Source organism: Streptomyces albidoflavus (assembly GCF_000719955.1).
GTDB lineage: Bacteria > Actinomycetota > Actinomycetes > Streptomycetales > Streptomycetaceae > Streptomyces > Streptomyces albidoflavus.
Window position 1 is genome coordinate 1 of the sequence record NZ_JOII01000020.1, and the last position, 23,165, is coordinate 23,165.

The 23,165-nt window shown below is 75.0% G+C and carries 20 protein-coding genes; 9 read left to right on the forward strand and 11 right to left on the reverse strand.

Annotated features, from left to right (window positions below):
• Positions 1-100 precede the first annotated feature (100 nt).
• From IF45_RS0120250 to IF45_RS0120260, 3 genes are all read left to right on the forward strand, one after another.
• Positions 101-2,218 carry an NB-ARC domain-containing protein gene (locus tag IF45_RS0120250; protein WP_030308767.1) on the forward strand — a complete coding sequence of 706 codons (2,118 nt, stop codon included), beginning with the start codon at positions 101-103 and terminating at the stop codon, positions 2,216-2,218.
• A gap of 3 nt (positions 2,219-2,221) precedes the next feature.
• Complete coding sequence (locus tag IF45_RS0120255; protein ID WP_030308768.1) at positions 2,222-3,976, forward strand: hypothetical protein; 1,755 nt, start codon at positions 2,222-2,224, stop codon at positions 3,974-3,976.
• A gap of 116 nt (positions 3,977-4,092) precedes the next feature.
• Positions 4,093-5,850 (forward strand): FUSC family protein, encoded by a 1,758-nt coding sequence (locus tag IF45_RS0120260; RefSeq protein WP_030308769.1) that lies wholly within the window; start codon positions 4,093-4,095, stop codon positions 5,848-5,850.
• 15 nt (positions 5,851-5,865) lie between these two features.
• Here IF45_RS0120260 and IF45_RS0120265 read toward each other — a convergent pair whose 3' ends face one another.
• The 4 genes from IF45_RS0120265 to IF45_RS0120280 form a co-directional block, all read right to left on the reverse strand.
• Positions 5,866-6,603: a hypothetical protein gene (locus IF45_RS0120265; RefSeq protein ID WP_030308770.1), complete on the reverse strand. Its 738-nt coding sequence runs from the start codon at positions 6,601-6,603 to the stop codon at positions 5,866-5,868.
• Between the two features lie 87 nt (positions 6,604-6,690).
• Positions 6,691-7,350: a GntR family transcriptional regulator gene (locus IF45_RS0120270; RefSeq protein ID WP_018468191.1), complete on the reverse strand. Its 660-nt coding sequence runs from the start codon at positions 7,348-7,350 to the stop codon at positions 6,691-6,693.
• A gap of 95 nt (positions 7,351-7,445) precedes the next feature.
• Entirely contained in the window at positions 7,446-8,324 is an 879-nt protein-coding gene (locus IF45_RS0120275; protein ID WP_003948133.1) for an ABC transporter permease, read from the reverse strand.
• On the reverse strand, positions 8,321-10,990 hold the full coding sequence (locus IF45_RS0120280; RefSeq protein ID WP_030308771.1) for an alpha/beta fold hydrolase: 2,670 nt from the start codon (positions 10,988-10,990) through the stop codon (positions 8,321-8,323). Before IF45_RS0120280 ends, IF45_RS0120275 begins: the two co-directional genes overlap by 4 nt.
• Before the next feature lie 116 nt (positions 10,991-11,106).
• Between IF45_RS0120280 and IF45_RS34435 the strand changes: the two genes are divergently transcribed.
• From IF45_RS34435 to IF45_RS0120295, 3 genes are all read left to right on the forward strand, one after another.
• A complete protein-coding gene (locus IF45_RS34435; RefSeq protein ID WP_340642899.1) occupies positions 11,107-11,790 on the forward strand; it encodes a GNAT family N-acetyltransferase in 684 nt (227 codons plus the stop codon).
• The gene (locus tag IF45_RS0120290; RefSeq protein WP_030308773.1) at positions 11,724-12,518 is read left to right on the forward strand and encodes a putative endonuclease domain-containing protein; all 795 of its coding nucleotides are present in this window, start codon (positions 11,724-11,726) and stop codon (positions 12,516-12,518) included. The genes IF45_RS34435 and IF45_RS0120290 overlap by 67 nt, the downstream gene beginning before the upstream one ends.
• A gap of 137 nt (positions 12,519-12,655) precedes the next feature.
• Positions 12,656-12,937 carry a DUF6087 family protein gene (locus tag IF45_RS0120295; RefSeq protein WP_030308775.1) on the forward strand — a complete coding sequence of 94 codons (282 nt, stop codon included), beginning with the start codon at positions 12,656-12,658 and terminating at the stop codon, positions 12,935-12,937.
• A gap of 10 nt (positions 12,938-12,947) precedes the next feature.
• Here the strand turns inward: IF45_RS0120295 and IF45_RS0120300 are convergent, their stop codons facing one another.
• The 6 genes from IF45_RS0120300 to iolC all read right to left on the reverse strand — a co-directional run bounded on the left by IF45_RS0120300 (position 12,948) and on the right by iolC (position 19,802).
• A complete protein-coding gene (locus IF45_RS0120300) occupies positions 12,948-13,550 on the reverse strand; it encodes a nucleotidyltransferase family protein (RefSeq protein ID WP_030308777.1) in 603 nt (200 codons plus the stop codon).
• 70 nt (positions 13,551-13,620) lie between these two features.
• Positions 13,621-15,120: a CoA-acylating methylmalonate-semialdehyde dehydrogenase gene (locus IF45_RS0120305; RefSeq protein ID WP_008412372.1), complete on the reverse strand. Its 1,500-nt coding sequence runs from the start codon at positions 15,118-15,120 to the stop codon at positions 13,621-13,623.
• A 14-nt stretch (positions 15,121-15,134) separates the two neighbouring features.
• Positions 15,135-17,021 (reverse strand): 3D-(3,5/4)-trihydroxycyclohexane-1,2-dione acylhydrolase (decyclizing), encoded by a 1,887-nt coding sequence (gene iolD / locus IF45_RS0120310; RefSeq protein WP_030308779.1) that lies wholly within the window; start codon positions 17,019-17,021, stop codon positions 15,135-15,137.
• Positions 17,018-17,869, reverse strand: coding sequence for a 5-deoxy-glucuronate isomerase (gene iolB, locus IF45_RS0120315; protein WP_030308781.1), 852 nt, complete (start codon positions 17,867-17,869; stop codon positions 17,018-17,020). Before iolB ends, iolD begins: the two co-directional genes overlap by 4 nt.
• Before the next feature lie 5 nt (positions 17,870-17,874).
• Positions 17,875-18,867: a Cgl0159 family (beta/alpha)8-fold protein gene (locus IF45_RS0120320; protein ID WP_010638038.1), complete on the reverse strand. Its 993-nt coding sequence runs from the start codon at positions 18,865-18,867 to the stop codon at positions 17,875-17,877.
• Positions 18,864-19,802, reverse strand: a complete 939-nt coding sequence (iolC, locus tag IF45_RS0120325) for a 5-dehydro-2-deoxygluconokinase (protein WP_030308783.1) — start codon at positions 19,800-19,802, stop codon at positions 18,864-18,866. Before iolC ends, IF45_RS0120320 begins: the two co-directional genes overlap by 4 nt.
• A gap of 254 nt (positions 19,803-20,056) precedes the next feature.
• Between iolC and IF45_RS0120330 the strand changes: the two genes are divergently transcribed.
• Complete coding sequence (locus IF45_RS0120330; protein WP_030308785.1) at positions 20,057-20,980, forward strand: sugar phosphate isomerase/epimerase family protein; 924 nt, start codon at positions 20,057-20,059, stop codon at positions 20,978-20,980.
• Between the two features lie 177 nt (positions 20,981-21,157).
• Positions 21,158-21,349, forward strand: coding sequence for a MerR family transcriptional regulator (locus tag IF45_RS0120335; RefSeq protein ID WP_018468198.1), 192 nt, complete (start codon positions 21,158-21,160; stop codon positions 21,347-21,349).
• A gap of 57 nt (positions 21,350-21,406) precedes the next feature.
• Here IF45_RS0120335 and IF45_RS0120340 read toward each other — a convergent pair whose 3' ends face one another.
• Entirely contained in the window at positions 21,407-22,489 is a 1,083-nt protein-coding gene (locus tag IF45_RS0120340; protein WP_026282407.1) for a zinc-dependent alcohol dehydrogenase family protein, read from the reverse strand.
• A 287-nt stretch (positions 22,490-22,776) separates the two neighbouring features.
• Between IF45_RS0120340 and IF45_RS0120345 the strand changes: the two genes are divergently transcribed.
• Positions 22,777-23,079 (forward strand): heavy-metal-associated domain-containing protein, encoded by a 303-nt coding sequence (locus IF45_RS0120345; protein ID WP_030308787.1) that lies wholly within the window; start codon positions 22,777-22,779, stop codon positions 23,077-23,079.
• Positions 23,080-23,165: the final 86 nt, after the last annotated feature.

Consider the following 23,165-nt stretch of genomic DNA (forward strand, 5'->3'; position numbering starts at 1 on the left):
GCCCACGCCACCCCCACCCCCTCACCCCCAAGACGCCCAACCCCCCCGTCCCCTAAGGTGACCCGCAGCGGCAGACCGGGCTACGGGGAGGGGTTCTGTGGTGGGCGGGGACGATGCGGGGGTGGGTGCCGGGGTGTGGAACAGCGTGTCGGGTGGGACCGTGTTCGGGGCCGTGGTGCAGGCGCAGCGGATCGACTCGCTGAACGTGGAGGCTCCGCCGCAGGTCTGGCCGCCCCGCCAGCTGCCGCCGCCGCTGCCGGGGTTCGTCAACCGGACCAAGGAGCGGCGGACCCTGCGGGAGCTGGCCGAGGCGGCCGTGGGGCAGGGAGTGCGGACGGTGGTGGTGACGGGGCTGGGCGGGGTCGGGAAGACGCAGTTGATCGCGCGCTGCGTCCGGAGCGACCTGGGCGCCTTCTCCCCGGACGGGCAGGTGTACGTGGACCTCGCCGATGTGCGGCGGGACGGTGCCGTGGACGTGGCGGGGGTGCTCGGGGACTGGCTGCACGCCTTCGGGGTGCCGTACGGGCATCAGCCGGCGGGGCTGGGAGGCCGCGCCGATCTGTTCCGTACGGTCACCACGGGCAAGCGGGTGCTGGTGGTGGTCGACAACGTGCGGCAGGCGCCGGAGATCCGGGCGCTGACCCCCGGGGACGGGCTGCTGGTGGCGACGAGCCGTACCATGCTGCCCGCGTTGCGGATGGACGGCGCGGTGCAGCTCGTCGTCGACCCGCTGGACGAGCGGGAGGCGATCGGGATCGTCCGGGGCCGGCCGGTGGCGCAGGGCGAGAGGCCGGCCGCCGCCGAACTGGTCCGGAGGTGCGGCGGGTTGCCGCTGGCGCTGCGGACGGTCGGCGAGTGGCTGGTGGAGCGGCCCCAGTTGGGGCTCGATGACGCGGTGCGCTCGCTGGCGCCGTTCGGCGGTGCGGCGGGCAGGGGCTGGGCGGACGAAGGGACGGTGGACGTGATGGAGCAGGTCTTCGACTCGGTGCTGCGGCAGATGCCCGACCACACGCGGGCCCTGTACCGCTTCCTGGGCGCGCTGCCCGGCACCACCTTCCCGGCCGCGCTCCCCCGCGCGGCCGGACTGCCCCGGGTCGACGCGGCGCTCGGGGACCTGATGACCAGCCACCTCGTGGTCGCCGTCGGCCCCGGGCGGGACGGCGCGGCCCCGGCCGGTCCGCCGCACCGGTTCCGGATGCACGACCTGGCGCGGGCGCACGCCGCCACGGAGGCGGCCACGCTGCCCGAGGAGGCGGCCCGGTCCCTGCTCCGTACGGTCACCGACTTCTACGCCGAGGCGGTGGCGCACGCCGACCGGTCGATCGGCGGCCGTTTCCGCCTCCAGGACCCGCCCGCCCGCTCACTGGCCGAACTCGGCTTCGCCGAAGGGGCGTTCAGTGGTGACGGGCAGGGGCTCGACTGGCTCGACGCGGAGCGCGGCAACATCCTCGCGGTGCTGCGGGCCGCCGCCCGCGAGGGGCTGCACGACGCGGTGTGGCGGATCTGCGAGTCGCTGTGGCCGCTCTTCCACGAGCGGGCCCGGCACGCGGACTCCCTGGAGGCGCACCCGCTGGGCATCGAGGCGGCCCGCTGGGAGAACCGGCCCGACGCCGAGATCCGGATGCGCAACCAGCTGGCCCGTGCCCACGCCGCCCTCGGCGACCTGGACCGGGCCGCGGAGGAGCTGCGCGCCGGGGAGCCCCTGCTGGCGCTGACCGAGGACGCCCGGCTGCGCGGCATCCTGGCGGAGACCGGCGGCCTGGTGGCGCTCGCCCAGGGCCGTACGGCCGACGCCCGCGACCGGTTCACCGCCGCGCTCGCCGCCAACACCGAGCGCGGGGACCAGCACGGCATCGTCGTGCAGAGCTACCAACTGGCCGACGCGGTAAGGGCCTCGGGCGACCACGCCGAGGCGCGGCGCCTGCTCGCGGCGGCGCTGGGGCTGGCCCGGGAGACCGGGGACCTGGCGATGATCCCCAAGCTGACCCTGCTGACGGCACGGGTGCACGCGGACGCGGGCGAGGTGGCCCAGGCGGTCGCCGCCGCGACGGACGCGGCCGAGCAGGCCGGTGAACAGGGGCTGACCTCCAAGATCCGGGAGGCGCTGGAGCTGCTGCTGGGGCTCGCCCGGCGCTCCGGGGACACGGCGCTGGCCGAGAGCTGCGAGCGCCGCCTCGCCGAGCTGCGGGGACCGGGCGACCTGCCCGGAGGTGCGTGATCCGTGGAGTTCCGCCTGCCCGGGATCTCCCGGGCGCGCCGTCCCGGGCGCCCGCTCCCCGGCCGGGACCGCTGGGACACCTGGGAGGCGCCCCGAGCCCGCGTCCTGTGCGTGGCGCGCACGCTGACCTCGGCGACCCGGCTGCTGGACGTGCTGCCGCTGCTGCGCCGCGAGGACGGCATCGAGACGTACTACACCGTCAACCCCGGGTCGGCCTTCGCGGAGGGGCTGCCCGCCTACTTCACCTCGCTCGGGGTCGGTGACCGGCTGCTGAGCTGGGAGGAGGCGACCCGGCGGCCCTTCGACCTGGCGGTGGCGTGCACCGTCAACAACTCGATGCGGCAGCTCGACGCGCCGCTGGTGGTGCTGCCGCACGGCGCCGGGTACAACCGGCTGGTCACCGAGACCACCGGGGACGCCTCGGCGCCGGCCGGGCTCTCCCGCCGGGAGCTGACCTGGCGCGGCAAGGTGGTGCCGGCCGCGATCGGGGTCTCCCACTCGGAGCAGCTGGGGCGGCTCGCCGGGAGCTGTCCGGAGGCGGTGGAGCGGGCGGCGGTCGTGGGCGACATCTGCCTGGACCGGATCCGCCGCAGCCTGCCGCTGCGCGACCGCTACCGGGCGCTGCTCGGCGCGGTCGACGGGCGCCGCCTGGTGGTCCTCCACTCCACCTGGTCCAGCCACTCCCTGCTCGGCACCCACCCGGAGCTGCCGCTGGAGCTGGTCACCTCGCTGCCCGCGGACGAGTACGCGGTCGCCGCCGTCCTGCACCCGAACGTGTGGGCGCGGCACAGCCGGCGCGGGGTGCTGGAGCGGCTGGAGCGGGCGATGGATGCCGGGCTGCTGGTGATCCCGCCCGAGGAGGGGTGGCGGGCGGCGGTCGTCGCCGGGGACTGGGTGGTCGGGGACCACGGCAGCACCACGCTGTACTCCGCCGCCCTCGACCGGACGGTGCTGCTCGCGGCGACCGGCCTGGACGAGCTGGACGCCGCCTCGCCCACCGCCGCCTTCGCCCGCCGCGCGCCCCGCCTGGACGTCGCCGGGGACCTGTACGCCCAACTGCTGCGGGCCGACGCCGAGCACGACCCGGAGCTGCTGGCTCCGGTGGTCGACAGCCAGTGGGAGACGCCGGACAAGTCGACGGCGCTGACCCAGGACCTGCTGTACGGGCTGCTCGCCGACGCCGGAGTGGGGGCCCCGGCCGCGACCCCCGAGCCGGAACCGGTCCCCGACCCGCGGCCGCTGGCCCACCGGGCGCCGACCGCCTTCGACGTGACCGGCCGGATCGGCACGGACGGCGCCGTGGAGGTACGCCGTCATCCGCTCGCCCCGCGCCACGCCACCGAGCCGCGCGGGTTCTACGCGGTGACCGACGAGGAGACCCATCCACTCTGGCCGCAGAGCGCCGACGTACTGGCCCGGACCCTGGTGGACGCGGCGACACCGCCGACCGTCTGGACCGAGGAGGCGTTCCGGCGGCTGCCGGGCCTGAGCGTGGTCGGCGCCGCCCTCGACACCGACCGCTGCCTGGTACGGCTACGGGACGGCCGGGTGTGGGAGGCCCTGGCGGACCGGCCCTGGGGCGCCGCCCGGGCCCGGCTCGACCCGGTCTTGGTGGCCTGCGCCGTACACGTGGCGGCGAGCACGGACACGGGCACGGCCGGGGGTACGGGGCTGGGGGCGCCCCTGGTGATCCGTACGGGGCGGCGTCTGTGCCGGGTCTCGTTCCGGGTGGCACCCGGGAGCTGTTCAGGCGGCTGACATCCGTGGGCAACGCGTTCGGCATCTGTTGCATCTATCCTTGTATGCAACGTCCTCCGGTCGGTGCTGCCCGGAGGTGGGAAGAAGGGACCGGCCGGACGCACAGGAGGACGTGGATGAGCGAGCCCACAGCCCTGCGAGCCCGTGCGGGCACGTTGCGCGGGGTGGTGCCCGGGTGGCTCGGGCGCTCGCTGCGCGCCGCCCGCGCGCCGTTCCCGCGCGCCGCCGCCGTGCGGGGAGCGCTGGCGGTCTCGGTGCCGTTGATGGCGGGGCTGCTGACCGGGCACCCGGTGGCGGGCGTCGTCGTCGGACTCGGCGGGCTGTGGGCGGTGGGGCAGGACAGCGCCGCCCCGTACAAGGCGCGGGCCCTGCGGATCGCGGCGCTCGGCGGCTCGGCGGCGGCCGGGCTGCTGGCCGGGGCGACGGCGCTCCGGTACGGCGACGCGGTGGTGATCGCGGCGCTGCTGGCGGTGGCGGGACTGGTGTCGGGGTGGGTGAGCGTCGGGGGGCCGCTCGCCTCGGTGGCCGGGATGCACCTGCTGCTGGGGGCGACCGTCGGCACCGGCATCCCCGTGCCCGGCCCGTGGTGGGCGGGACCGCTGGAGCTGCTGGCCGGCGCCCTGTTCGCGCTGACGCTGACCTGCCTGCCCTGGCTCTGGCGGCGCCACAGCCCCGAGCGGGAGGCGGTCATCGCCGTCTTCGACGCGGCCGAGCGGGCCCTGTCGCGGGCGGGCACCCCCGGCGCCACCGAGGCGCGGGCGCGGATGACGCTGGCCCTCAACACCGCCCAGGACCTGCTGGCCGTGCACAGCTCCCGCAAGCACGCCGAGCGCCCGACCTCCATCGGCGGACTGATCACGGCCTTCCGGGCGGCGGTGCAGCTGGTCGAGGCAGTCACCGCGCTCATGGTGGAGGGCCGCCCGCTGCCCCCGGCGGTGGTCCGGGTGCCCTCCCTGCTGGCCGCCCGGGTGGTCCCGCCGGTACGCGCCGGACGCCCGGCACCGGAGCCGGCCGGCCACGCCCTCGCGCAGGACCGGGAGCCGGAGCCGCCGTTCACCGCCGACACCCCGGGGCTGCGCGCGCTGGCCGAGGTGTACCGGGCGCCGGGCCGCTCCCTGACCCTGCTGCCCGACCCGCCCGCCTACGCGGGGCCGAGCCTCGCCGACCGGCTGCGGTTCGCGCTGCTGCTGGGCGGCTGCACGCTGGCGGCGGCAGTCGTGGCGTACCTGCTGCACGGGCCGCGCGGCTACTGGCTGCCGATGACCGTCGCCTTCCTCTACAAGCCGGACCTCGGCCCGGTCTTCGGGCGGGCCCTCAACCGCTGCCTGGGCACGGTGGCCGGGGTCGGCATGGTCGCGGTGGTGGCGTGGCTGGTCACCGACGCGTGGGCGCTGACGCTGGTGGCCGCCGCGTTCGGCGCGGTGATGGCGGCGGGCGTGCGGTACCACTACGCCCTTTCCACCTTCGGCCTGACCGTCATCGTCTTCGTCTTCATCGACTTCCTCGGCGACGACCGGCAGCTGCTCCCCTCCCGGGTCCTGGAGACGGTCATCGCCGCCGCCCTGGTCCTCACCGCGCACTTCCTCACCCGCCCCGACTCCTGGCGGGTGAGGGCCGAGCTGCGCGTCGCCGCCGCCGACCGCGCCTGGCGCCGCTACGACCGGCGCGCCCCGGCCGCCTCCCCCGACGAGCGGCACCAGCTGCGCCGTACCGCCTACCGCCGCCTCGCCGAGGCCCGCCAGGCCCTCGACACGGCCGGCGCCGAACCCCACCGGGACCCCGACCGCTTCCCGGTGCTGGAACGCCGGGTGGCCCGCGCCGAGCAGGGCTGCGACGCGATCACGGCGTACGTGGTGGCGGGCGGACGCCGCTGAGGGGCCCGACAAGGGCTACCCGGTGTGCCTGCGCGCGGCCGACCGCCACGCCCACGCGCCGAGCAGGCCACCTGCGGTCAGGCCGACGAGGGCGCCCGCGAGGCTCGCGCCGTCCGTCAGGCCGGCGCCGGAGCCGGCGAGCAGGACCGTGGCCACGGCGACGGCCACGGCCGCCGCGAGCGTCACGAGGATCCAGGGCGCGAAGTAGACCCGGCGCCGGGGCGGCGCGGGGGGCGCGGAGAGCTGGGCGGCGGGGCCCGTGACGGCCGCCTCGGGCCGCTTGAAGTAGGCGAAGGGGCCCCAGGTACCGAAGAGTTCCCAGCCCTCGGTGGCGAGCCGGGCGGTGAGCTGCTCGCGGTGGCGGCCGCCCGTCGTCTCCCGGCGGTAGGACCAGCGCAGCGGGGTCTGCCGGTCGCGGCGGCAGACGAAGCGGCCGAGCCGGTCGAGCCGTTCGGCCTCCCACCCCTGGCCGCCGAACCGGGCAAGCAGCTCCACCTCCTGGAGCGCGTCGGCGGTCCACACCCAGGTGTCCGGGCCGTCCCCCGGTCCGTCCACGGTGTCCGCGCCCTCCCGCCGGGTCAGCTGGTCCGCCAGCTCCCCGGCCGGGCCGAACTCCTCCTCCAGGGGGCTGCCCGCCTCCGCCGCGTACGCGGTCAGCTCCGCGACCAGTTCCTCGGCGCGGGCCGGCGCCATGCCCCGCTCCCGCAGGAGCGCGGAGAGCCGTTCGGTGTAGGCGGTCGTCTTCCCGGTCATGCGTCCCTCTCCCCCTGGTCCAGCACGTGTCCGACGGTGCGGTGGAACTCCTACGTAGATAGAGCGGGAGGCCGGTTGTGGCAGGGCTCAGGCGACCCGGTCCGGCAGGGACAGGCTGTCGCCGTCGGCGCCGGCGCGGCGCAGGATGGAGCCGATGTGGCGGTGGAGGAGGTCCTTGGCCCCGGCCGCGTCGCCGTGCTGGAGGGCGCGGGCCAGGGCCAGGTGCTCGGCGGTGTCCTCGGCGACCTCCTGGCGGCCGATGAGGGCGGCGGCGGTGAACCGCTGGTGCTGGTGCCAGAGCGTCTCGAAGAGCCCGGTCACGGTGCGGTTGCCCGCGGCGGCGACCAGCGCGGCGTGGTAGGCGTGCCCGGCGTCGCGGGCCTCGCGCGGGGTGGCGGCAGGCCCGCAGCGCGCGGCCAGGTCGTCACCGACGCGGCGCAGCGCCTCGGGGCCGCGGGCGGCCAGCGTGTCGAGCGCGTAGCTCTCCAGCAGCAGCCGGGCCTGCATGATGTCGCGCCCCTCACCGAGCGAGACGGGCACGACGAGGGCCCCGCGCTTCGGGTACAGCTCCAGGAAGCCGTCGGAGCGCAGCCTGAGGAACGCCTCGCGGACCGGTGTACGGGAAATGCCCAGCTCGGCGGCGACCTGCCCTTCGGAGAGGAGTTCACCGCTGCCGTAGGTGCCGTCGAGGATGAGGTCCTTCACGTGCTCGTAGGCCCGCTCGGCGGTGGGGGTCGCTTGTGCCATGGGGCCATTATCCGGGCGGCCCGGCCGGGAACGGCGGCGGCCGCCCGCTCCCCCGCCGGACGGGGAGGCGGACGGCCGCTGCCGGACATCCCTGCTCAGGACACGATGTCCTTCCCCGCGAAGCCCCGGAAGGCCAGTGCGAAGAGGATCAGGGCGTAGCTGACGGAGACCGAGGCGCCCTGGAGCATGCCGGACCAGGCGATGTCCGTCTGGAGGGCGTCGGCCCAGGCGAACTGCCAGTGGGCGGGGAGGAAGGCGCGCCAGTCGCCGAGGGCGGTCACGGCGTCCAGGACGTTGCCGACGATGGTCAGGCCGACCGCGCCGCCGACCGCGCCGAGCGGGGCGTCGGTGCGGGTCGAGAGCCAGAACGCCAGACCGGCGGTGACCAGCTGCGACACGTACACGTACGCCACCACGACGGCCAGCCGGCCCACCGCCTCGCCGGCCGGGAGGGCGCCGCCGGTGGGGATCTGGAGGGGGCCCCAGCCGTAGGCGAGGGTCCCGACGAGGAGGCCGACCAGAGGCAGCAGCACCATCGCGGCGGCGCTGAAGGCCAGGGCGACGACGAGCTTGCTCCACAGCAGGCGGGCCCGGGGTACGGGCGCCGCCAGCAGGTACCTCAGCGAGGACCAGCCCGCCTCGCTCGCCACCGTGTCCCCGCAGAACAGGGCGACCGGGATGACCAGCAGGAACCCGGCGGAGACGAAGAGGCAGACGGCCGCGAAGTTGAGCCCGGAGGCGGTGGCGGTGTCCATCAGGTTGACCCGGCCGCGCCGCTCGGGCTCGCCGCCGATGGCGAAGGCGGCGACCATGACGACCGGCAGCAGGGCCAGAATGGCCGCCATCACCTGGGTACGGCGGCGGCGCAACTGGCGGACCGCCTCGACGCGCAGCGGCAGGGTCCGGCCGGGCCGGTAGCCGGGGGCGGTCGGGTCGGTGCGGGCGGGGTCGGTGAGGGTGCCGGGGGTGCTCATCCGGTACCTCCGATCAGGGTGAGGAAGGCGTCCTCCAGGCGGCGGTGCGGCATGACCGAGGCCACCGGCACGCCGAGGCGGACGAGTTCGACGACGAGCTGGTCGGCGCCGATGCCGTCGAGCCGGACGAGCAGCCCGTTCTCGGTCGGGTCGACGGCGGCGATGCCGTCCAGCGCCGCGACCTTGTCGGCGAGCGGCGCGTCCACGGGCGCGGCGAGCCCGACGTGCAGGGTGTCGCCGCTGCCGACGATCTCCGCGACCGGCCCGGCCTGCACCAGCTGACCCTGGTCCATGACGACCAGGTGGGTGCAGGTCTGCTCGACCTCGGCCAGCAGGTGGCTGGAGACGATGACGGTGCGCCCGGCCGCCGCGTACCGGATCATCACCTCGCGCATCTCGCGGATCTGGGGCGGGTCGAGCCCGTTGGTGGGCTCGTCCAGGATCAGCAGGTCGGGCAGGCCCAGCATGGCCTGGGCGATGGCGAGCCGCTGCCGCATGCCCTGCGAGTAGGTGCGCACGGCGCGTTCCAGGGCGCCGCCGAGCCCGGCGATCTCCAGGGCCTGCTCGATGTGGGCGTCCTCGGCGGGACGGCCGGTGGCCTGCCAGTACAGGTCGAGGTTGGCGCGGCCGCTGAGGTGCGGCAGGAACCCGGCGCCCTCGACGAAGGCGCCGACGCGGGAGAGGACGGGCGCGCCGGGCCGGATGGCCTGGCCGAAGACGCGGATCTCGCCCTCGTCGGGCCGGATGAGCCCCATCAGCATGCGCAGGGTGGTGGTCTTGCCCGCGCCGTTGGGACCGAGCAGGCCGAGCACCTGGCCGCGCTCGACCCCGAAGGAGAGGTCGCGGACGGCGTACCGGTCGGTGGAGCCGGCGTACTTCTTGCTGAGGCCGGTGATCCTGAGCGGTACGTCGGCCAGCTCCGGGTCGGCCGGGGGCGCGCTGGTGCGGCGGCGGCCGAGGAGGAGCAGCCCGGCGGCGACGACGGCCGCGCCGAGCGGCAGTGCCCACACCCAGGTGGGCAGCGGGGTCGCGGCGGTGCGGACGGCGGGGGCCGTGGGCACGTTCAGGTCGCCCTCGGCGGCGATCCGGTAGGTGGCCGGTTCGGCGGGTGAGGCGTAGCCGAGGTCGGTGGCGGCGAGGACCACGCGCAGCGAGTGGCCCTTGCGGACCTCGTGGTCGATGGCCGGGAGGTCCAGGGTGAGGGTGCGTCCCTGGTCGGCGCCGGTGACCCGGACCGGGGAGACCAGCTGGCCGGGGAGGATCTGGCTCCGGCCGCCGGGGCCGACGTCGTAGACCTTGCCGAAGAGGACGGCGTCCTTCGTGTCGGCGGAGACCTTGACGCGGACCGTCGGGGAGCCGGTGATCCGCAGGTCCTTCTCGACGGGGGCCGAGTCGAACCGGGCGTGCTGGCCGGGGAAGTCGAAGGAGACGCCGATGCCGAGCGAGGAGAGCTGGGCGAGGCTGCTGCCCTGGTCGGCGCTCTCGCCGCCGCCCGGTCCGCCGCCGCCGAGGCCCGGCAGGGTGGAGATGGAGGGCGGGACGGCGCCGGCCGGGTTGTCGACCTTCTGCTCGCGGCCGGTCAGCGGGACGCGGACCGGGTCGTGGCCGAGGCCGGGGTAGCGGGAGCCGGTGGCGCCGCGCAGTTCGGCGGCGCCGTTGGTGGAGTCGACGCCTCCGGTGCGGGTGACGCGGAAGGCGGGCCCGGGGTCGGCGTTCTTGTCCTGCTTGAGGTAGCGGTCGAACCAGTCCGTGACGCGCTGCTCGACGCGGGCCGCCTCCGGGTTGCCGCCGTCGTGGCCGCCGGCCATCCAGTCGACGGCGACGGGCTGCCCGTTCTTCTTCAGCGCCTTGGCGGCCTGGTCGGTGTGGGAGAGCGGGAAGAGCGAGTCCTGCTGGCCCTGGACGAAGAGGGCGGGCACCTTGATGCGGTCGGCGACCCCCTTCGGGGAGCGCGCGGCGAGCAGCTCGGCCGCCTTCGCGTCGGGCTTGCCGGAGACGGCGACGCGGTTGTACATCGCGCACAGCTCGTCCTCGAACCGCTCGCAGCCGCCGCCGGTGGACAGGAACATGCCCGTCCACAGCTTCTTGAAGACTCCGTTCGGGAAGAGCGCCTCGGGCAGGTCCCACCAGGTGATGAGCGGCGCGATGGCGTCCACCCGCTCGTCGTACCCGGCGGTGAGCAGGGAGACGGCGCCGCCGTAGGAGGCACCGGTCATGCCGACGCGCGGGTCGCCCTCGGCGTCGAGCTGTACCTCGGGCCGCTCGGCGAGCCAGTCGATGAGCTTGCGCGCGTCGGCGACCTCGGCCTTCGGGTCGTTGAGCCCGATCTTCCCGGTCGACCTGCCGAAGCCCCGCGCGGTCCAGGTGAGGACGGCGTACCCGCTCTCGGCCAGCTTCTCGGCCTGCTGCCGCAGATCGGCCTTGCTGCTGCCGAAGCCGTGGGCGAGCATCACGGCGGGCCGGCGCCCCTCACCGCCCGCGGTGAAGTACGAGGTGTCGATCCGCACCCCGTCGACGGTCTTGAGGATCTGGTCCTGCCGCTTCACCCCGCCGCCGCTGTCCTCGGCCGCCGAGGCGGAGCCCGCCGGAACGAGCAGGGCGGCCAGGACACCCGCCGAGGCGAGGGCTGCCCGCCACCTGGGCGGTCCGTGCTTGTTGAGACGCATGGACCCACGGTACGGGCGCCCGAAGGGTGCTCCGTGCCCCCTCCAGGGGGACCCTGACGTGCTGCGCGAGGCGTATACCCGCGTCCCGCGTACCGCATCCGTGGTAGGCCCTGCCCATGACGCGGCCCTCGCCCCCGCCGGACATCCGCCCAGCTCGCAGCGTTGCCGAACTCCTCACCGCCGGCCCCCTGTTCGACGCTCCGGTCCACCCCTCCCACGCCCTCGGCCTCCTCGAACGTGAGGGGCATCACCTCTTCCTCGCGTACGCCACCGGCGAACCTGTGGGCTTCATCTCGGGCAGGGAGACCACCCACCCCGACAAAGGCCCCGAAACGCTCCTCTACGAACTGGGGGTCGCCTCCGCACACCGCCGCCAGGGCATCGGCCGCGTCCTGATCGAGACTCTGGCCGAGGTGGCCCGGGAACGGGACTGCCGGGGCATGTGGGTCGGGGGTGGAGACGGGGAACAGGGCGGCGCTGGCGGCTTACCGGTTGGCGGGGGCGGTGGGCGAGGGGCGGTTTGCGATGTTGGGGTGGGAGTTCGAGTGAGGGCGAGGGGGCATCGTGTCGGGTGCCCCACTACTCAACTGCGGCATCGAGCGCCTTGCCGAGGCAGCGGCGCCCTTAGGCCGTACGCGGCCCCCACGGCACCGGTGTCGTGGGGGCCGTGCGCGAAGCCTCGCGGGGGACGAGCAAGCTCCGGCTGTCCGTGGCTGGTGCCAGAATGGCATTCATGGGTGAACTGCTCTCTCCGGACCTGTCCATACCCCTGGACAACAACGTCAGCGAATGGCTCCTAGGGACAAGCGCGGTGCTCCTGCACCACCAAGGGGAGCGAGTGAGCGCCACCCTCCTCACCCAGGTGCAATTCCTGGAAGTCACGCTGTGGGACACGGAGTTCGGGCGCGAAGGCTACAAGATCACCTTGGTGGTCGAGCCTCATCTCTACCCGGACTTCGGTACGACTGAGATGGACACCATCGCTGACGCCATGAGGACGGTCCTGTCGCCGTCCGGTAAGTCCATTGACATCCTGAACGTCCGGCCGGAGCTGACCCGGCTCGGCACGGACTGGCGCCAGCATCTGAACACGGCGAACGGCAACGGTCCCGCACCGGCGAATCAAGGCCGGAAGGCCCGGTTGGCAGCAGAGGACCAGCACCCCGTCAAGGACGACCTGCACTTCACCAACGAATGGGAGTACGGCCTCTACGAGGTGCTGAAAGAGCGCCAAGCTGCCCTGCCTGACAACGACACCATCGGGATCATGCCGCTGGCCGGGATTCGGCTACTCGGCCGTACGCGAGAGCCGGACTTTGTGATTACTTACAAGGGGCGTGCAGGCGTCATTGAGGTAGACGGCCCTCATCATGCAGGACCTCGCCGGGCATCGAATGATCACAGCAGGGATGCCCTGATGTATAACGCTGGAATCCGGTGGGTCGCCCGTCTCGATGTCCGAGACGTGAAGGCGAGGGCGGAGGTTGAGAAGTTCGTAGACAATTTCCTCGCCAGGCTCATTGCATGACGCCGGCGACTCGGTGTTTTCGCAGTCGGGGCTGCCTCACATCGCCCTCGGCCAACACCGCCGCTCAGGTCCGCGCCCGCCCGTCCACCTCGCAGCAACCCGCCCGACCGCAGTCGCCGCCTGAGACCATCGGAATCATGGGCAAGCACTCCCGACCCGGGCCGCCGAATCAGCCGTCCCGTGCCGTGCCGAGCGTCGGCGACGGGGACCGGTTCGCCGCGTACGACAAGCGGCGCCGGGCGCCGATGGACGTGTGGCGTCGGCATCGCCCGTTGCGCGGCGGGGGCAGCCACCTGCGGCCCGGGGAGCCGAGGGCGCTGGAGGAGTGGAACGGGTTCTCGTACGAGCCCGTGGGTACCGCCAGGAACCTCGCGCAGGCTCAGCAGTGGGTGAACGAGAGGGACGAGGGCTGCGCTTGACCGGGAGCCCTCAGCTCTCACTCGGCCACCCCAGTACCCGCAGCTCCGGCCACTGTCTCTGCCACCTCTCCGCCTTCGTCTCGTACACCTCCCGGGGAGCCAGTACCGGGTTGGGCCGAAGGACCAGGTTGAAGATGTCGGCCAGGCCGTGTGGAGCGTAGACGTGCCAGTGGTCGTGCGGGTCGAGGCGGATGCCGAGGCAGCAGGTGGTGGCGGCGAAGGTGTCGATGGCGGCCTCGGTGGAGGGGTGGGGCGGGCAGGGGGTGCCGAACTTCGCCTCGTACCAGAGGTGGACGCGGGCCTGGTTGCGGATCTCGACCTCGGCGGGGAGGCCGGCGAAGAGGGCGCGGCCGGTGCGGATGGCGTGGTCCTCGGCCTCGTAGGAGAGGTCGGCGGGGTCGTAGGAGAAGAGGTCGTAGTCCTTGATGCCCTGTTCGGGCGGGCGGCCGGTGGTGACGTTCCAGATGGTCTGGAAGAGGCAGCCGGCGGTGAGGTACCAGCCGGGGAGGGCGAGGGTGGCGGCGCGGTCGAGGACCGTGAGGAGGGTGGGGTTGTGGGACAAGGTGGTGCGGAGGGCGGGGAGTTGTTCGTCCAGGGGCAGTCGGCTGATCACCTCGTGGGTGTAGCACGCCCCCGGTGCTCGCGGGAGAGCGCCGGGGGCGTGCGGGGAGGCGGGGCGGGCGTCAGTGGTTGCGCGGGAAGCCCAGGTCGACGCCGGTGGGGGCGTCGGCGGGGTCGGGCCAGCGGGTGGTGACGACCTTGCCGCGGGTGTAGAAGTGCGTGCCGTCGTTGCCGTAGATGTGGTGGTCGCCGAAGAGGGAGTCCTTCCAGCCGCCGAAGGAGTGGTAGCCGACGGGGACCGGGATCGGGACGTTGACGCCGACCATGCCGGCCTCGACCTCCAGCTGGAAGCGGCGGGCGGCGCCGCCGTCGCGGGTGAAGACCGCGGTGCCGTTGCCGTACGGGGAGGCGTTGATGAGGGCGAGGCCCTCCTCGTAGGTCTCGGCGCGCAGGACGCACAGGACCGGGCCGAAGATCTCGTCGCGGTAGGCGTCGGAGTCGGTGGAGACCTTGTCGAGGAGGGAGAGGCCGATCCAGTGGCCCTTCTCGTACCCCTCGACGGTGAAGCCGGTGCCGTCGAGGACGACGTCGGCGCCCTGGGCGGCGGCGCCCGCCACGTAGCCGGCGACCTTGTCGCGGTGGGCGGCGGTGATGAGCGGGCCCATCTCGGAGGCGGGGTCGTGGCCGGGGCCGATGGTGATCTTCTCGGCCCGCTCCTTGATCTTGGCGACCAGTTCGTCGCCGATCGCGCCGACGGCGACGACGGCGGAGACGGCCATGCAGCGTTCGCCCGCCGAGCCGTACGCGGCGGAGACGGCGGCGTCGGCGGCGGCGTCGAGGTCGGCGTCGGGCAGGACCAGCATGTGGTTCTTGGCGCCGCCGAGGGCCTGGACGCGCTTGCCGTGGGCGGAGGCGGTGGCGTGGATGTGGCGGGCGATCGGGGTGGAGCCGACGAAGGAGACGGCGGCGACGTCCGGGTGCTCCAGGAGGCGGTCGACGGCGACCTTGTCGCCGTTGACGACGTTGAGGACGCCGTCGGGCAGTCCGGCCTCGCTGAACAGCTCGGCGAGCCGGAGGGCGGCCGAGGGGTCCTTCTCGCTGGGCTTGAGGACGAAGGTGTTGCCGCAGGCGACGGCGAGCGGGAACATCCACATCGGCACCATGGCCGGGAAGTTGAACGGCGTGATGCCGGCGACCACGCCGAGCGGCTGGCGGATCGAGGCGACGTCGACCCGGCTGGCGACCTGGGTGGACAGCTCGCCCTTGAGCTGCACGGTGATGCCGCAGGCCAGGTCGACGATCTCCAGGCCGCGGGCGACCTCGCCGAGGGCGTCGTCGTGGACCTTGCCGTGCTCGGCGGTGATGAGGCGGGCGATCTCCTCGCGGTGCTGGTCGAGGAGGGCGCGGAACTTGAAGAGCACGGTGGTGCGCTGGGCCAGCGAGGAGGTGCCCCAGCTCGCGTAGGCGGCCCGGGCGGTGGCGACGGCGGCGTCCACCTCGTCGGCGGAGGCGAGCGCTACCTGGGTGGTGACCTCGCCGGTGGCGGGGTCGGTGACGGGGCCGAAGCTGCCCGAGGCGCCGTCGACGGCCTGGCCGCCGATCCAGTGGTGGACGGTCTTCATACGGGGTCGCTCCTTCACAGATGGCGGCGCCGGGCTGCGACGTTCCGGTCGTACTCCTGCCGGGCTCGGGCCGCCTCCTCGCGGTGCGCGGTCCGGGCCACGGGAACATCCCACCACGCCTGTGCGGGCGTCGGGCTGGACACAGTGTCGGGCGTTTCGGTCCGCACGTAGACACCCGTGGGGACGGTGGCGGCCCGTACCTCGGCGAGGGCCTCGCCCAGTTCCGCGACGGTCTCCGCGCGGAGCATGCGGACGCCGAGGGAGGCGGCGTTGGCGGCGAGGTCGAGCGGGAGCGGCTCCCCGTCGAGGAGGCCGCCGGGGCCGGGCATCCGGTAGGCGGTGCCGAAGCCCTCGGCGCCGACCGCGCGGGAGAGGCCGCCGATGGAGGCGTACCCGTGGTTGTCGACGAGGACCAGCTTGAGCGGCAGGGACTCCTGGACGGCGGTGACCAGTTCGGTCGGGTTCATCAGGTACGTGCCGTCGCCGACCAGGGCCCAGACGGGGCGGTGCGGGTCGGCGAGGAGGATGCCGAGGGCGCCGGGGATCTCGTAGCCCATGCAGGAGTAGCCGTACTCGACGTGGTACTGGTCCGCCGAGCGGGCCCGCCAGAGGCGGTGCAGGTCGCCGGGGAGGGAGCCGGCGGCGTTGACGAGGATGTCCTCGCCGGTGACCAGGGCGTCAAGGACGCCGAGGAGCTGGGTCTGGGTGGGGCGGGCCGTGGGGTCGGGGGCGGCGTAGGCGGCGTCGACGCGGGCCTCCCAGTCGGCCTTGGCGGCGGTGTACGCGGTGACGTGGGCGTCCGGGAGGCGGTGGCCCACGACGAGCCCGGTGAGGGCGGTGAGCCCTTCGCGGGCGTCGCCGACCACGGCGTGCGCGGCGAGTTTGTGGGCGTCGGCGGGGTCGAGGTTGAGGTGGGCGAAGCGGACGCCGTCGGCGGCGAAGAGGGTGCCTGAGGCGGTGGTGAAGTCGGTGAGGCGGGTGCCGACGGCGAGGACGAGGTCGGCGGTGCGGGCCAGGTCGTCGGCGGTGGCGGTGCCGGTGTGGCCGAGCGCGCCGACGTCCTGGGGGTGGTCGTGGGGCAGGGCGCCCTTGCCGGCCTGGGTGGCGGCGACCGGGATGCCGGTGGCGCGGGCGAAGGCGTCGAGCGCCGCCTCGGCCCCCGCGTACTTGACGCCGCCGCCCGCCACGACGAGGGGGCGGCGGGCCGCGCGGAGCAGGGCGGCGGCCTCGGTGAGGGAGGCGGTGTCGGGGGCGGGGCGGCGGATGTGCCAGGTCCGCTCGGCGAAGAACTCCTCGGGCCAGTCGTACGCCTCGGCCTGTACGTCCTGCGGCAGGGCGAGGGTGACGGCGCCGGTGGCGGCCGGGTCGGTGAGGACGCGCATCGCGGTGAGGGCGGCGGGGATCAGCGCCTCGGGCCGGGTGACGCGGTCGAAGTGGCGGGAGACGGGCCGCAGGCAGTCGTTGACGGTGATGTCGCCCGCGTAGGGGAGTTCGAGCTGCTGGAGGACGGGGTCGGCGGGGCGGGTGGCGAAGGTGTCGCCGGGGAGGAGCAGGACGGGCAGGCGGTTGACGGTGGCGAGGGCGGCGCCGGTGACGAGGTTGGTGGCGCCGGGCCCGATGGAGGTGGTGACGGCGTGGGCGGCGAGGCGGCGGCTCTGGCGGGCGAAGCCGGTGGCGGCGTGCACCATGGCCTGCTCGCTGCGGCCCTGGTGGAAGCGGAGGTCGCCGGTCCCGTCGGGCCGTTCGGCGGTGTGCTCGGCGAGGGCCTGGCCGAGCCCGGCGACGTTGCCGTGGCCGAAGACGCCCCAGACGGCGGGGATCAGCCGCTGCCGCTCGCCGTCGCGCTCGCTGTACTGGACGGAGAGGAAGCGGATCAGTGCCTGGGCGGTGGTGAGCCTCACCGGTAGCCCTCCGCGTGGTCGGGGTGGAAGGTGATGTGCCAGTCCCGCCCGGGGCCGGGCCCGGCCATGACGTTGAGGTAGTAGAGCGGGTGGCCGGGCGGGGCGACGGACGGGCCGTGCCAGCCGTCGGGGACGAGGACCGCCTCCCCGTCCCGCACCTCGGCGAGGAGGTCGGCGCCGCCGGGCCGGGAGGGCGCCACCCGGTGGAAGGCCGGGGTGGGCCCGTCCAGCGCGAACCAGTAGATCTCCTCCAGCTCGCTCTCCTCTCCCGGCCGGTGCTCGTCGTGCTTGTGCGGCGGGTACGAGGACCAGTGGCCGGGCGGGGTGAGGACCTCGACGGCGATGAGGCGGTCGCAGGCGAAGGTGTGGGCGGCGGCGAAGTTCCGCACCTGTCGCGCGCACGTCCCGCTGCCCCGCTCCTCGACGGGTACCTCCGGCGCCGGGCCTCGGCGGGCGGGGAGTCGGCGCCCGCACCTCGCTCCTGCCAGAGCGAACCGGCCGGCGGCGCCGGAGGTGATCTCGACGCGGGCGTCCCGGGGGACGTACGCGAAGTCGGTGGGCCCGGCGAAGACGTCCGGGCGCCCGTCGAGGGTGAACTCGCTTTCTCCGTCGCCCTGTTGCTCCCCGTCGGGCCGTACCCGGACCGTACCGCCCCCGGAGAGCGGAAGCACGATCCATTCGGCGCCGCCGGTGGCGAAGGTGTGCGTGTCGCCGGGGGCCAGTTCGAGGATGTGCAGGGCGGTGTGGCGCAGCCCCTGGTCGGGCCCGGCGCTGAGCCGGTACGGGCTGCCGGGGTGCGCGGTGGCGCCGGGCCGCAGATGGAGCGGGTGCGGGTCGGTGGGGGGCATCGTCGTCATGGCTCCTCACCTACCCCGCGCGGGGCGGGCAGCCCGCGCGACGGGCCGGGGAGGGCGCGGGTTCCCTCGTGCCGGGCCTCCCCGTGGACGAGGGCGGCGGCGGTGTCGACGGCGGCGGCCACGTCCCCGTCGGGCGGGTAGAGCAGGGCGCGGCCGGCGACGAGGCCGCGCACCGTGGGCAGCGCGAGGGCGCTCCGCCACCGCTCGTAGGTCGCGTCCCCGCCGCGCGCCGCACCGACCGGCCCGCCGAGCAGCACGACGGGCAGCGTGGTGGCGGCCGTCACCCGCGCCATGTCCTCGGGGTCCTCGGTGACGGGCACCTTGAGCCAGGTGTACGCGGAGGTCCCGCCGAGCCCGGAGGCGACGGCGAGCGAGGTGGTGACGGCGGCGGCCCCGAGGTCGGTACGGAGTGCGCCGCCGACCCGGCGGCACAGGAACGGCTCGACGAAGACGGGCAGGCGCAGCGCGGCCATGGCGTCGACGGCGCGGGCCGCCGTGTGCAGGGTGGTGAGCGAGCCGGGGTCGTCGTAGTCGAGGCGGAGCAGCAGCTTCCCGGCGTCGTAGCGGGAGCGGGCCAGGTCCTCGGGGCGGAACCCGGTGAACCGGTCGTCGAGTTCGAAGGCGGCCCCGGCGAGGCCGCCGCGGTTCATCGAGCCCATGACGGCCCTGCCCTCCAGCGCCCCGAGCAGCAGGAGGTCGTCCAGGACGTCGGCGCTGGCGAGGACGCCGTCGACGCCCGGGCGGGAGAGGCCGAGCCGCAGCCGGGCGAGGAGTCCGGCGCGGTCGGCCATGGCGCGGTCGCCGCTTCCCGCGCCGAGGGCGCCGCGCGCCGGGTGGTCGGCGGCGAGGATCAGCAGCCGCCCGTCGCGGCCCAGCAGCGGGCGGCGGACCCGGCGCGCGGCGGCCTCGGCGACCGCCTCGGGCCGGTGGGCGCGCAGCCGGGCGAGGGCGGCCGGGTCGACGGCGTGGGCGGCATGGGCGGGGTTCATTCCGCACCGCCCAGCAGCGCCTCGATCTCCTCGGCGCGGGGCATCGCGGAGGAGCAGGCGAGGCGTCCCGCGACGAGGGCCCCGGCGGCGTTGGCGTACCCGATGGTGTCCGCCAGTGGCCACCCGGCGAGCAGGCCGTGGCAGAGGGCGCCGCCGAAGGCGTCCCCGGCGCCGAGGCCGTTGACCACCTCGACGGGGACGGGCGGGGCGGTGACGCGGGTGCCGTCGCGGTGGGCGGCGAGGACGCCGTCCGGCCCCTGTTTGACGACGGCGAGGGTGACCCCGGCGGCGAGCAGGGCGTCGGCGGCGGCCTCCGGTTCACGCTCTCCGGTGGCCTGTTCGCACTCGGCGAGGTTGCCGACGGCGACGGTGGCGTGGGCGAGGGCGGCGGCGTAGTGGGCGCGGGCGTCCGGGCGTTCGGCCTCGTCCCAGAGCATGGGCCGCCAGTCGAGGTCGAGGACGGTGTGGGCGGCCCGGCGCCGGTGGGCCAGCGCGGTGAGGGTGGCGGTGCGGCTCGGTTCGGCGCTCAGCCCGGTGCCGGTGGCCCACAGGACGCGGGCGGCGCCGATCGCGTCGAGGTCGAGGGCGTCGGCGGTGATCCTGAGGTCCGGGGCCTCGGGCCGCCGGTAGAAGTAGAGCGGGAAGTCGTCGGGCGGGAAGATCTCGCAGAAGGTGACGGGGGTGGGCAGCCCCGTCACGGCCGGCACCCACCGCGCGTCGACGCCGAACTTCTCCAGCTCGGCCCGCAGGTAGTCGCCGAACGGGTCCTCCCCGGTCCGGCTGACCAGCGCGGTGCGCCGCCCCAGCCGCGCCGCCGCGACGACCACGTTGGCGGGCGAGCCGCCCAGGAACTTCCCGAAGGTCTCCACCTCGGCCAGCGGCACCCCGGTCCTGAGCGGGTAGAGGTCGACGCCGAGCCGCCCGAGAGCGATCACGTCGTACGCCGCCTCACCCGGCGGTCCGGGTGGCCGCTGCCCACTCCCGCGTCCCGGCTGTGCGCCCGTCACGGTCTCCCCCTCGCTGCGTCGTTGCGGCGGCGGTGCTCCCCGTGGTGCCGGGGCGTGCCCAGGTCTAGTCGGCGGCGCGGAACCCTGTCAACATTTTGTCCGGACATTCGGACGAACCCTCACGCCCGGAGATGGGGCAGGCTTGACCCGGACGGCGACCGGAACCGGAAGGCGGACATCTGATGGACCGTACGAACGAGCCGGCACCCCCGGTCTCCCGGCTGCGGATCGGCTCGGCACCCGACTCGTGGGGCGTCTGGTTCCCCGAGGACCCGCACCAGGTGGGCTGGGACCGCTTCCTGGACGAGGTGGCCGAGGCCGGGTACACGTGGATCGAACTGGGCCCGTACGGCTACCTCCCCACCGACCCGGTACGGCTGCGGGACGAGACGGCGCGGCGCGGGCTGAGCGTGTCGGCGGGCACCGTCTTCACCGGGCTGCACCGGGGTGAGGCGGTCTGGGAGGAGACCTGGGCGCACGTGGCGAAGGTCGCGGAGCTGACCCGCGCGACGGGCGCCGGGTACCTGGTGGCGATCCCCGCGTTCTGGCGCGACGACAAGACCGGCCGGGTGCTGGAGGACCGCGAGCTGACCCCCGCCGCCTGGCGCGACCTCTCCCGGCTGACGGAGCGTCTGGCCCGCCGGGTCCGCGAGGAGTACGGGCTGCGCACCGTGGTCCACCCGCACGCCGACACCCATGTCGACACCGAGGAGCACGTGGTCCGCCTCCTCGACACCACCGACCCGGACCTGGTCGAACTCTGCCTGGACACCGGCCACTACGCCTACTGCGGCGGCGACAGCGTCCGCCTCGTCGAGACCTACGGCGAACGCCTCGGCTACCTCCACCTCAAACAGGTCGACCCCGAGGTGCTGGCCCGGGTCCGCGCCGAGGACCTGCCGTTCGGCCCCGCCGTGGCCCAGGGCGTCATGTGCGAGCCCCCGCTCGGCGTGCCCGCCCTCGAACCCGTACTGGCGGCCACCCGCCCCCTCGGCATCGACCTCTTCGCCATCGTCGAGCAGGACATGTACCCCTGCCCGCCGGACCGCCCGCTCCCGGTGGCCCGGCGCACCCGGGCGCTGCTGGAGTCGTACCTGAACGGCTGAACGGGCCCGGGATGTCCCGATCCCGCCACATCCTTGTCACGGTCGCTCCACGCCCCCGCCCGCGCTTCCGGCCGCGCGCCGCCCGCCGCTCCAGGGTGGGGGCACCGAGCGGACCCCTGGCACCTCGGCGGCGCGAACGGTGCGCCGCGCAGGGGTACGCGGAGGGGAGACGCCCACATGACCGACCGGGACCTGTGGTCGTACCGGGAGATCGCCGCGCACATCCGGGTCCAGCCCGACACCGTGCGCTCCTACCGCAAGAACGGCCAGCTCCCCCCACCGGACCTCACCCGCTCCGGCCGCCCCTACTGGCACGCCGACACGATCCGCCACTGGGTGGCGGGGCGGGCCCGCAACAGGGGGAAGTAGCCGGAGCCGCACCGGGGGTCTTCAGCCGGGCCCGCTCCGGCCCGGCTGAAGGCCCCGTCACCCCCAGGGCTCGATCACCGTGATCCCCGGTACCCCGGGGGCCGACAGCGCGGCCAGTGCGTCCGGGGCCTCGGCGAGCGGTCGCACCGCCGTGACCAGGAGGTCGGGCCGGAGGGTCCCGTCGGCCACCTGGGCGAGCAGCGCGGGATAGGCGTGCGCGGCCATGCCATGGCTGCCGAGGAGTTCCAGTTCGTGGGCGATGACCCGCTCCATCGGGATCACGGGCCGCCCGGTGGCCGCCGGGAGCAGCCCCACCTGGACATGGCGGCCCCGCCGCCGCAGCCCCTCGACGGAGGCGACGCAGGTACCGGGCGACCCGAGCGCGTCGAGGGAGAGGTGGGCGCCGCCGCCGGTGATCTCCCGGACGGCCGCCGCGACCTCGCCCCCGGCCCCGGCCCGCACGGCCCCGTCGACGGGAACCACGCCCACCCGGGCGTCCAGGCAGACCTCGGCGCCGAACCGCCGGGCCAGTTCCAGGGCGTCGGGCGAGACGTCGACGGCGAGGACGCGGGCCCCGGCGGCGGCCGCGATCATCACGGCGGAGAGCCCGACCCCGCCGCAGCCGTGCACGGCGACCCATTCGCCGGGGGCGGCCCGGCCCTGGACGGTGACGGCCCGGTGGGCGGTGGCGAAGCGGCAGCCGAGGCCGGCGGCGGTGGGGTGGGCGAGTGCGTCGGGGAGGGCGACGAGGTTGACGTCGGCGTGGTCGAGGGCGACGTACTCGGCGAAGGAGCCGTGGTGGGTGAAGCCGGGCTGGGTCTGGTTCTCGCAGACCTGGTGGTCGCCCTGGGCGCAGGCCGCGCAGGTGCCGCAGGCGCAGACGAAGGGGACGGTGACGCGGTCCCCGGCCGTGAAGCGGGTGACGCGGGCGCCGGTGGCGGCGACGGTGCCGGAGAGTTCGTGGCCGGGGACGTGGGGCAGCGCGATGTCCGGGTCGTGGCCCTGCCAGCCGTGCCAGTCGCTGCGGCAGACGCCGGTGGCCTCGACGCGGACGACCACCCCTTCGGGTGAGGGCGCGGGGTCGGGCAGTTCCCGCACCTCGGGGCGCTCGCCGAACCGTTCGAAGACCACTGCGCGCATCGGATCACCCTTCGTCCTGGCGGCCCGGGGGCGGGCCGCGCGGCTCACTGTGCCGCCCGGGAGGTGGATTCATACCCCCTAGGGGTATAGTCTGGCTGTACGGCCCACCTTCCCGGGCGCACCTCTGATCCCGCCTGCCCGGGAAGCCCCGTCACGCACGCCCGGCCACCGGCGCCGCGCACACCACCACTGCCCCATCCTGGACATCACGACCACCCGCACCACGAGCACCACCACGACCATCGCGACCGGACCCGCCCGAACGGGACGGCCCTCAGGAGGACACCATGACCAGCGACACCCAGGCCCAGACGCAGACCTCCGGCTCCTGCTGCTCCGGCTCCGCCGCCTCCTCCGGCGGCTGCGCCGACACCGGCGCCGTCACCACGGTCTACGCGGTCACCGGCATGACCTGCGGCCACTGCGAGGGCGCCGTCTCCGAGGAGATCTCCGCGCTGCCCGGCGTCTCCTCCGTGAAGGCCGAGGCCGCCACCGGCAAGGTCACCGTCACCTCCGCCGCCCCGCTCGACGAGGAGGCCGTCCGCACCGCCGTCGACGAGGCCGGGTACGAGCTGACCGGCCGCGCCTGACCCCGGCGCACCCCGCCCCGCCCGGCACCCCGCCCGGGCGGGGCCGCACCATGGAAGGACCGGGTCCGCCCGCACCTGCCCGTACC

What these genes read in the sequence shown, in the direction of transcription:
- IF45_RS0120265 (WP_030308770.1), bottom strand. Translation starts at nt 6,603, where the DNA reads ATGACCGGGAAGACGACCGCCTACACCGAACGGCTCTCCGCGCTCCTG.
- IF45_RS0120345 (WP_030308787.1), top strand. Translation starts at nt 22,777, where the DNA reads ATGACCAGCGACACCCAGGCCCAGACGCAGACCTCCGGCTCCTGCTGC.
- IF45_RS0120260 (WP_030308769.1), top strand. Translation starts at nt 4,093, where the DNA reads ATGAGCGAGCCCACAGCCCTGCGAGCCCGTGCGGGCACGTTGCGCGGG.
- iolB (WP_030308781.1), bottom strand. Translation starts at nt 17,869, where the DNA reads ATGCCCCCCACCGACCCGCACCCGCTCCATCTGCGGCCCGGCGCCACC.
- IF45_RS0120320 (WP_010638038.1), bottom strand. Translation starts at nt 18,867, where the DNA reads ATGAACCCCGCCCATGCCGCCCACGCCGTCGACCCGGCCGCCCTCGCC.
- IF45_RS0120290 (WP_030308773.1), top strand. Translation starts at nt 11,724, where the DNA reads ATGGGTGAACTGCTCTCTCCGGACCTGTCCATACCCCTGGACAACAAC.
- IF45_RS0120295 (WP_030308775.1), top strand. Translation starts at nt 12,656, where the DNA reads ATGGGCAAGCACTCCCGACCCGGGCCGCCGAATCAGCCGTCCCGTGCC.
- IF45_RS0120305 (WP_008412372.1), bottom strand. Translation starts at nt 15,120, where the DNA reads ATGAAGACCGTCCACCACTGGATCGGCGGCCAGGCCGTCGACGGCGCC.
- IF45_RS0120270 (WP_018468191.1), bottom strand. Translation starts at nt 7,350, where the DNA reads ATGGCACAAGCGACCCCCACCGCCGAGCGGGCCTACGAGCACGTGAAG.
- IF45_RS34435 (WP_340642899.1), top strand. Translation starts at nt 11,107, where the DNA reads ATGACGCGGCCCTCGCCCCCGCCGGACATCCGCCCAGCTCGCAGCGTT.
- IF45_RS0120330 (WP_030308785.1), top strand. Translation starts at nt 20,057, where the DNA reads ATGGACCGTACGAACGAGCCGGCACCCCCGGTCTCCCGGCTGCGGATC.
- IF45_RS0120275 (WP_003948133.1), bottom strand. Translation starts at nt 8,324, where the DNA reads ATGAGCACCCCCGGCACCCTCACCGACCCCGCCCGCACCGACCCGACC.
- IF45_RS0120340 (WP_026282407.1), bottom strand. Translation starts at nt 22,489, where the DNA reads ATGCGCGCAGTGGTCTTCGAACGGTTCGGCGAGCGCCCCGAGGTGCGG.
- IF45_RS0120280 (WP_030308771.1), bottom strand. Translation starts at nt 10,990, where the DNA reads ATGCGTCTCAACAAGCACGGACCGCCCAGGTGGCGGGCAGCCCTCGCC.
- IF45_RS0120335 (WP_018468198.1), top strand. Translation starts at nt 21,158, where the DNA reads ATGACCGACCGGGACCTGTGGTCGTACCGGGAGATCGCCGCGCACATC.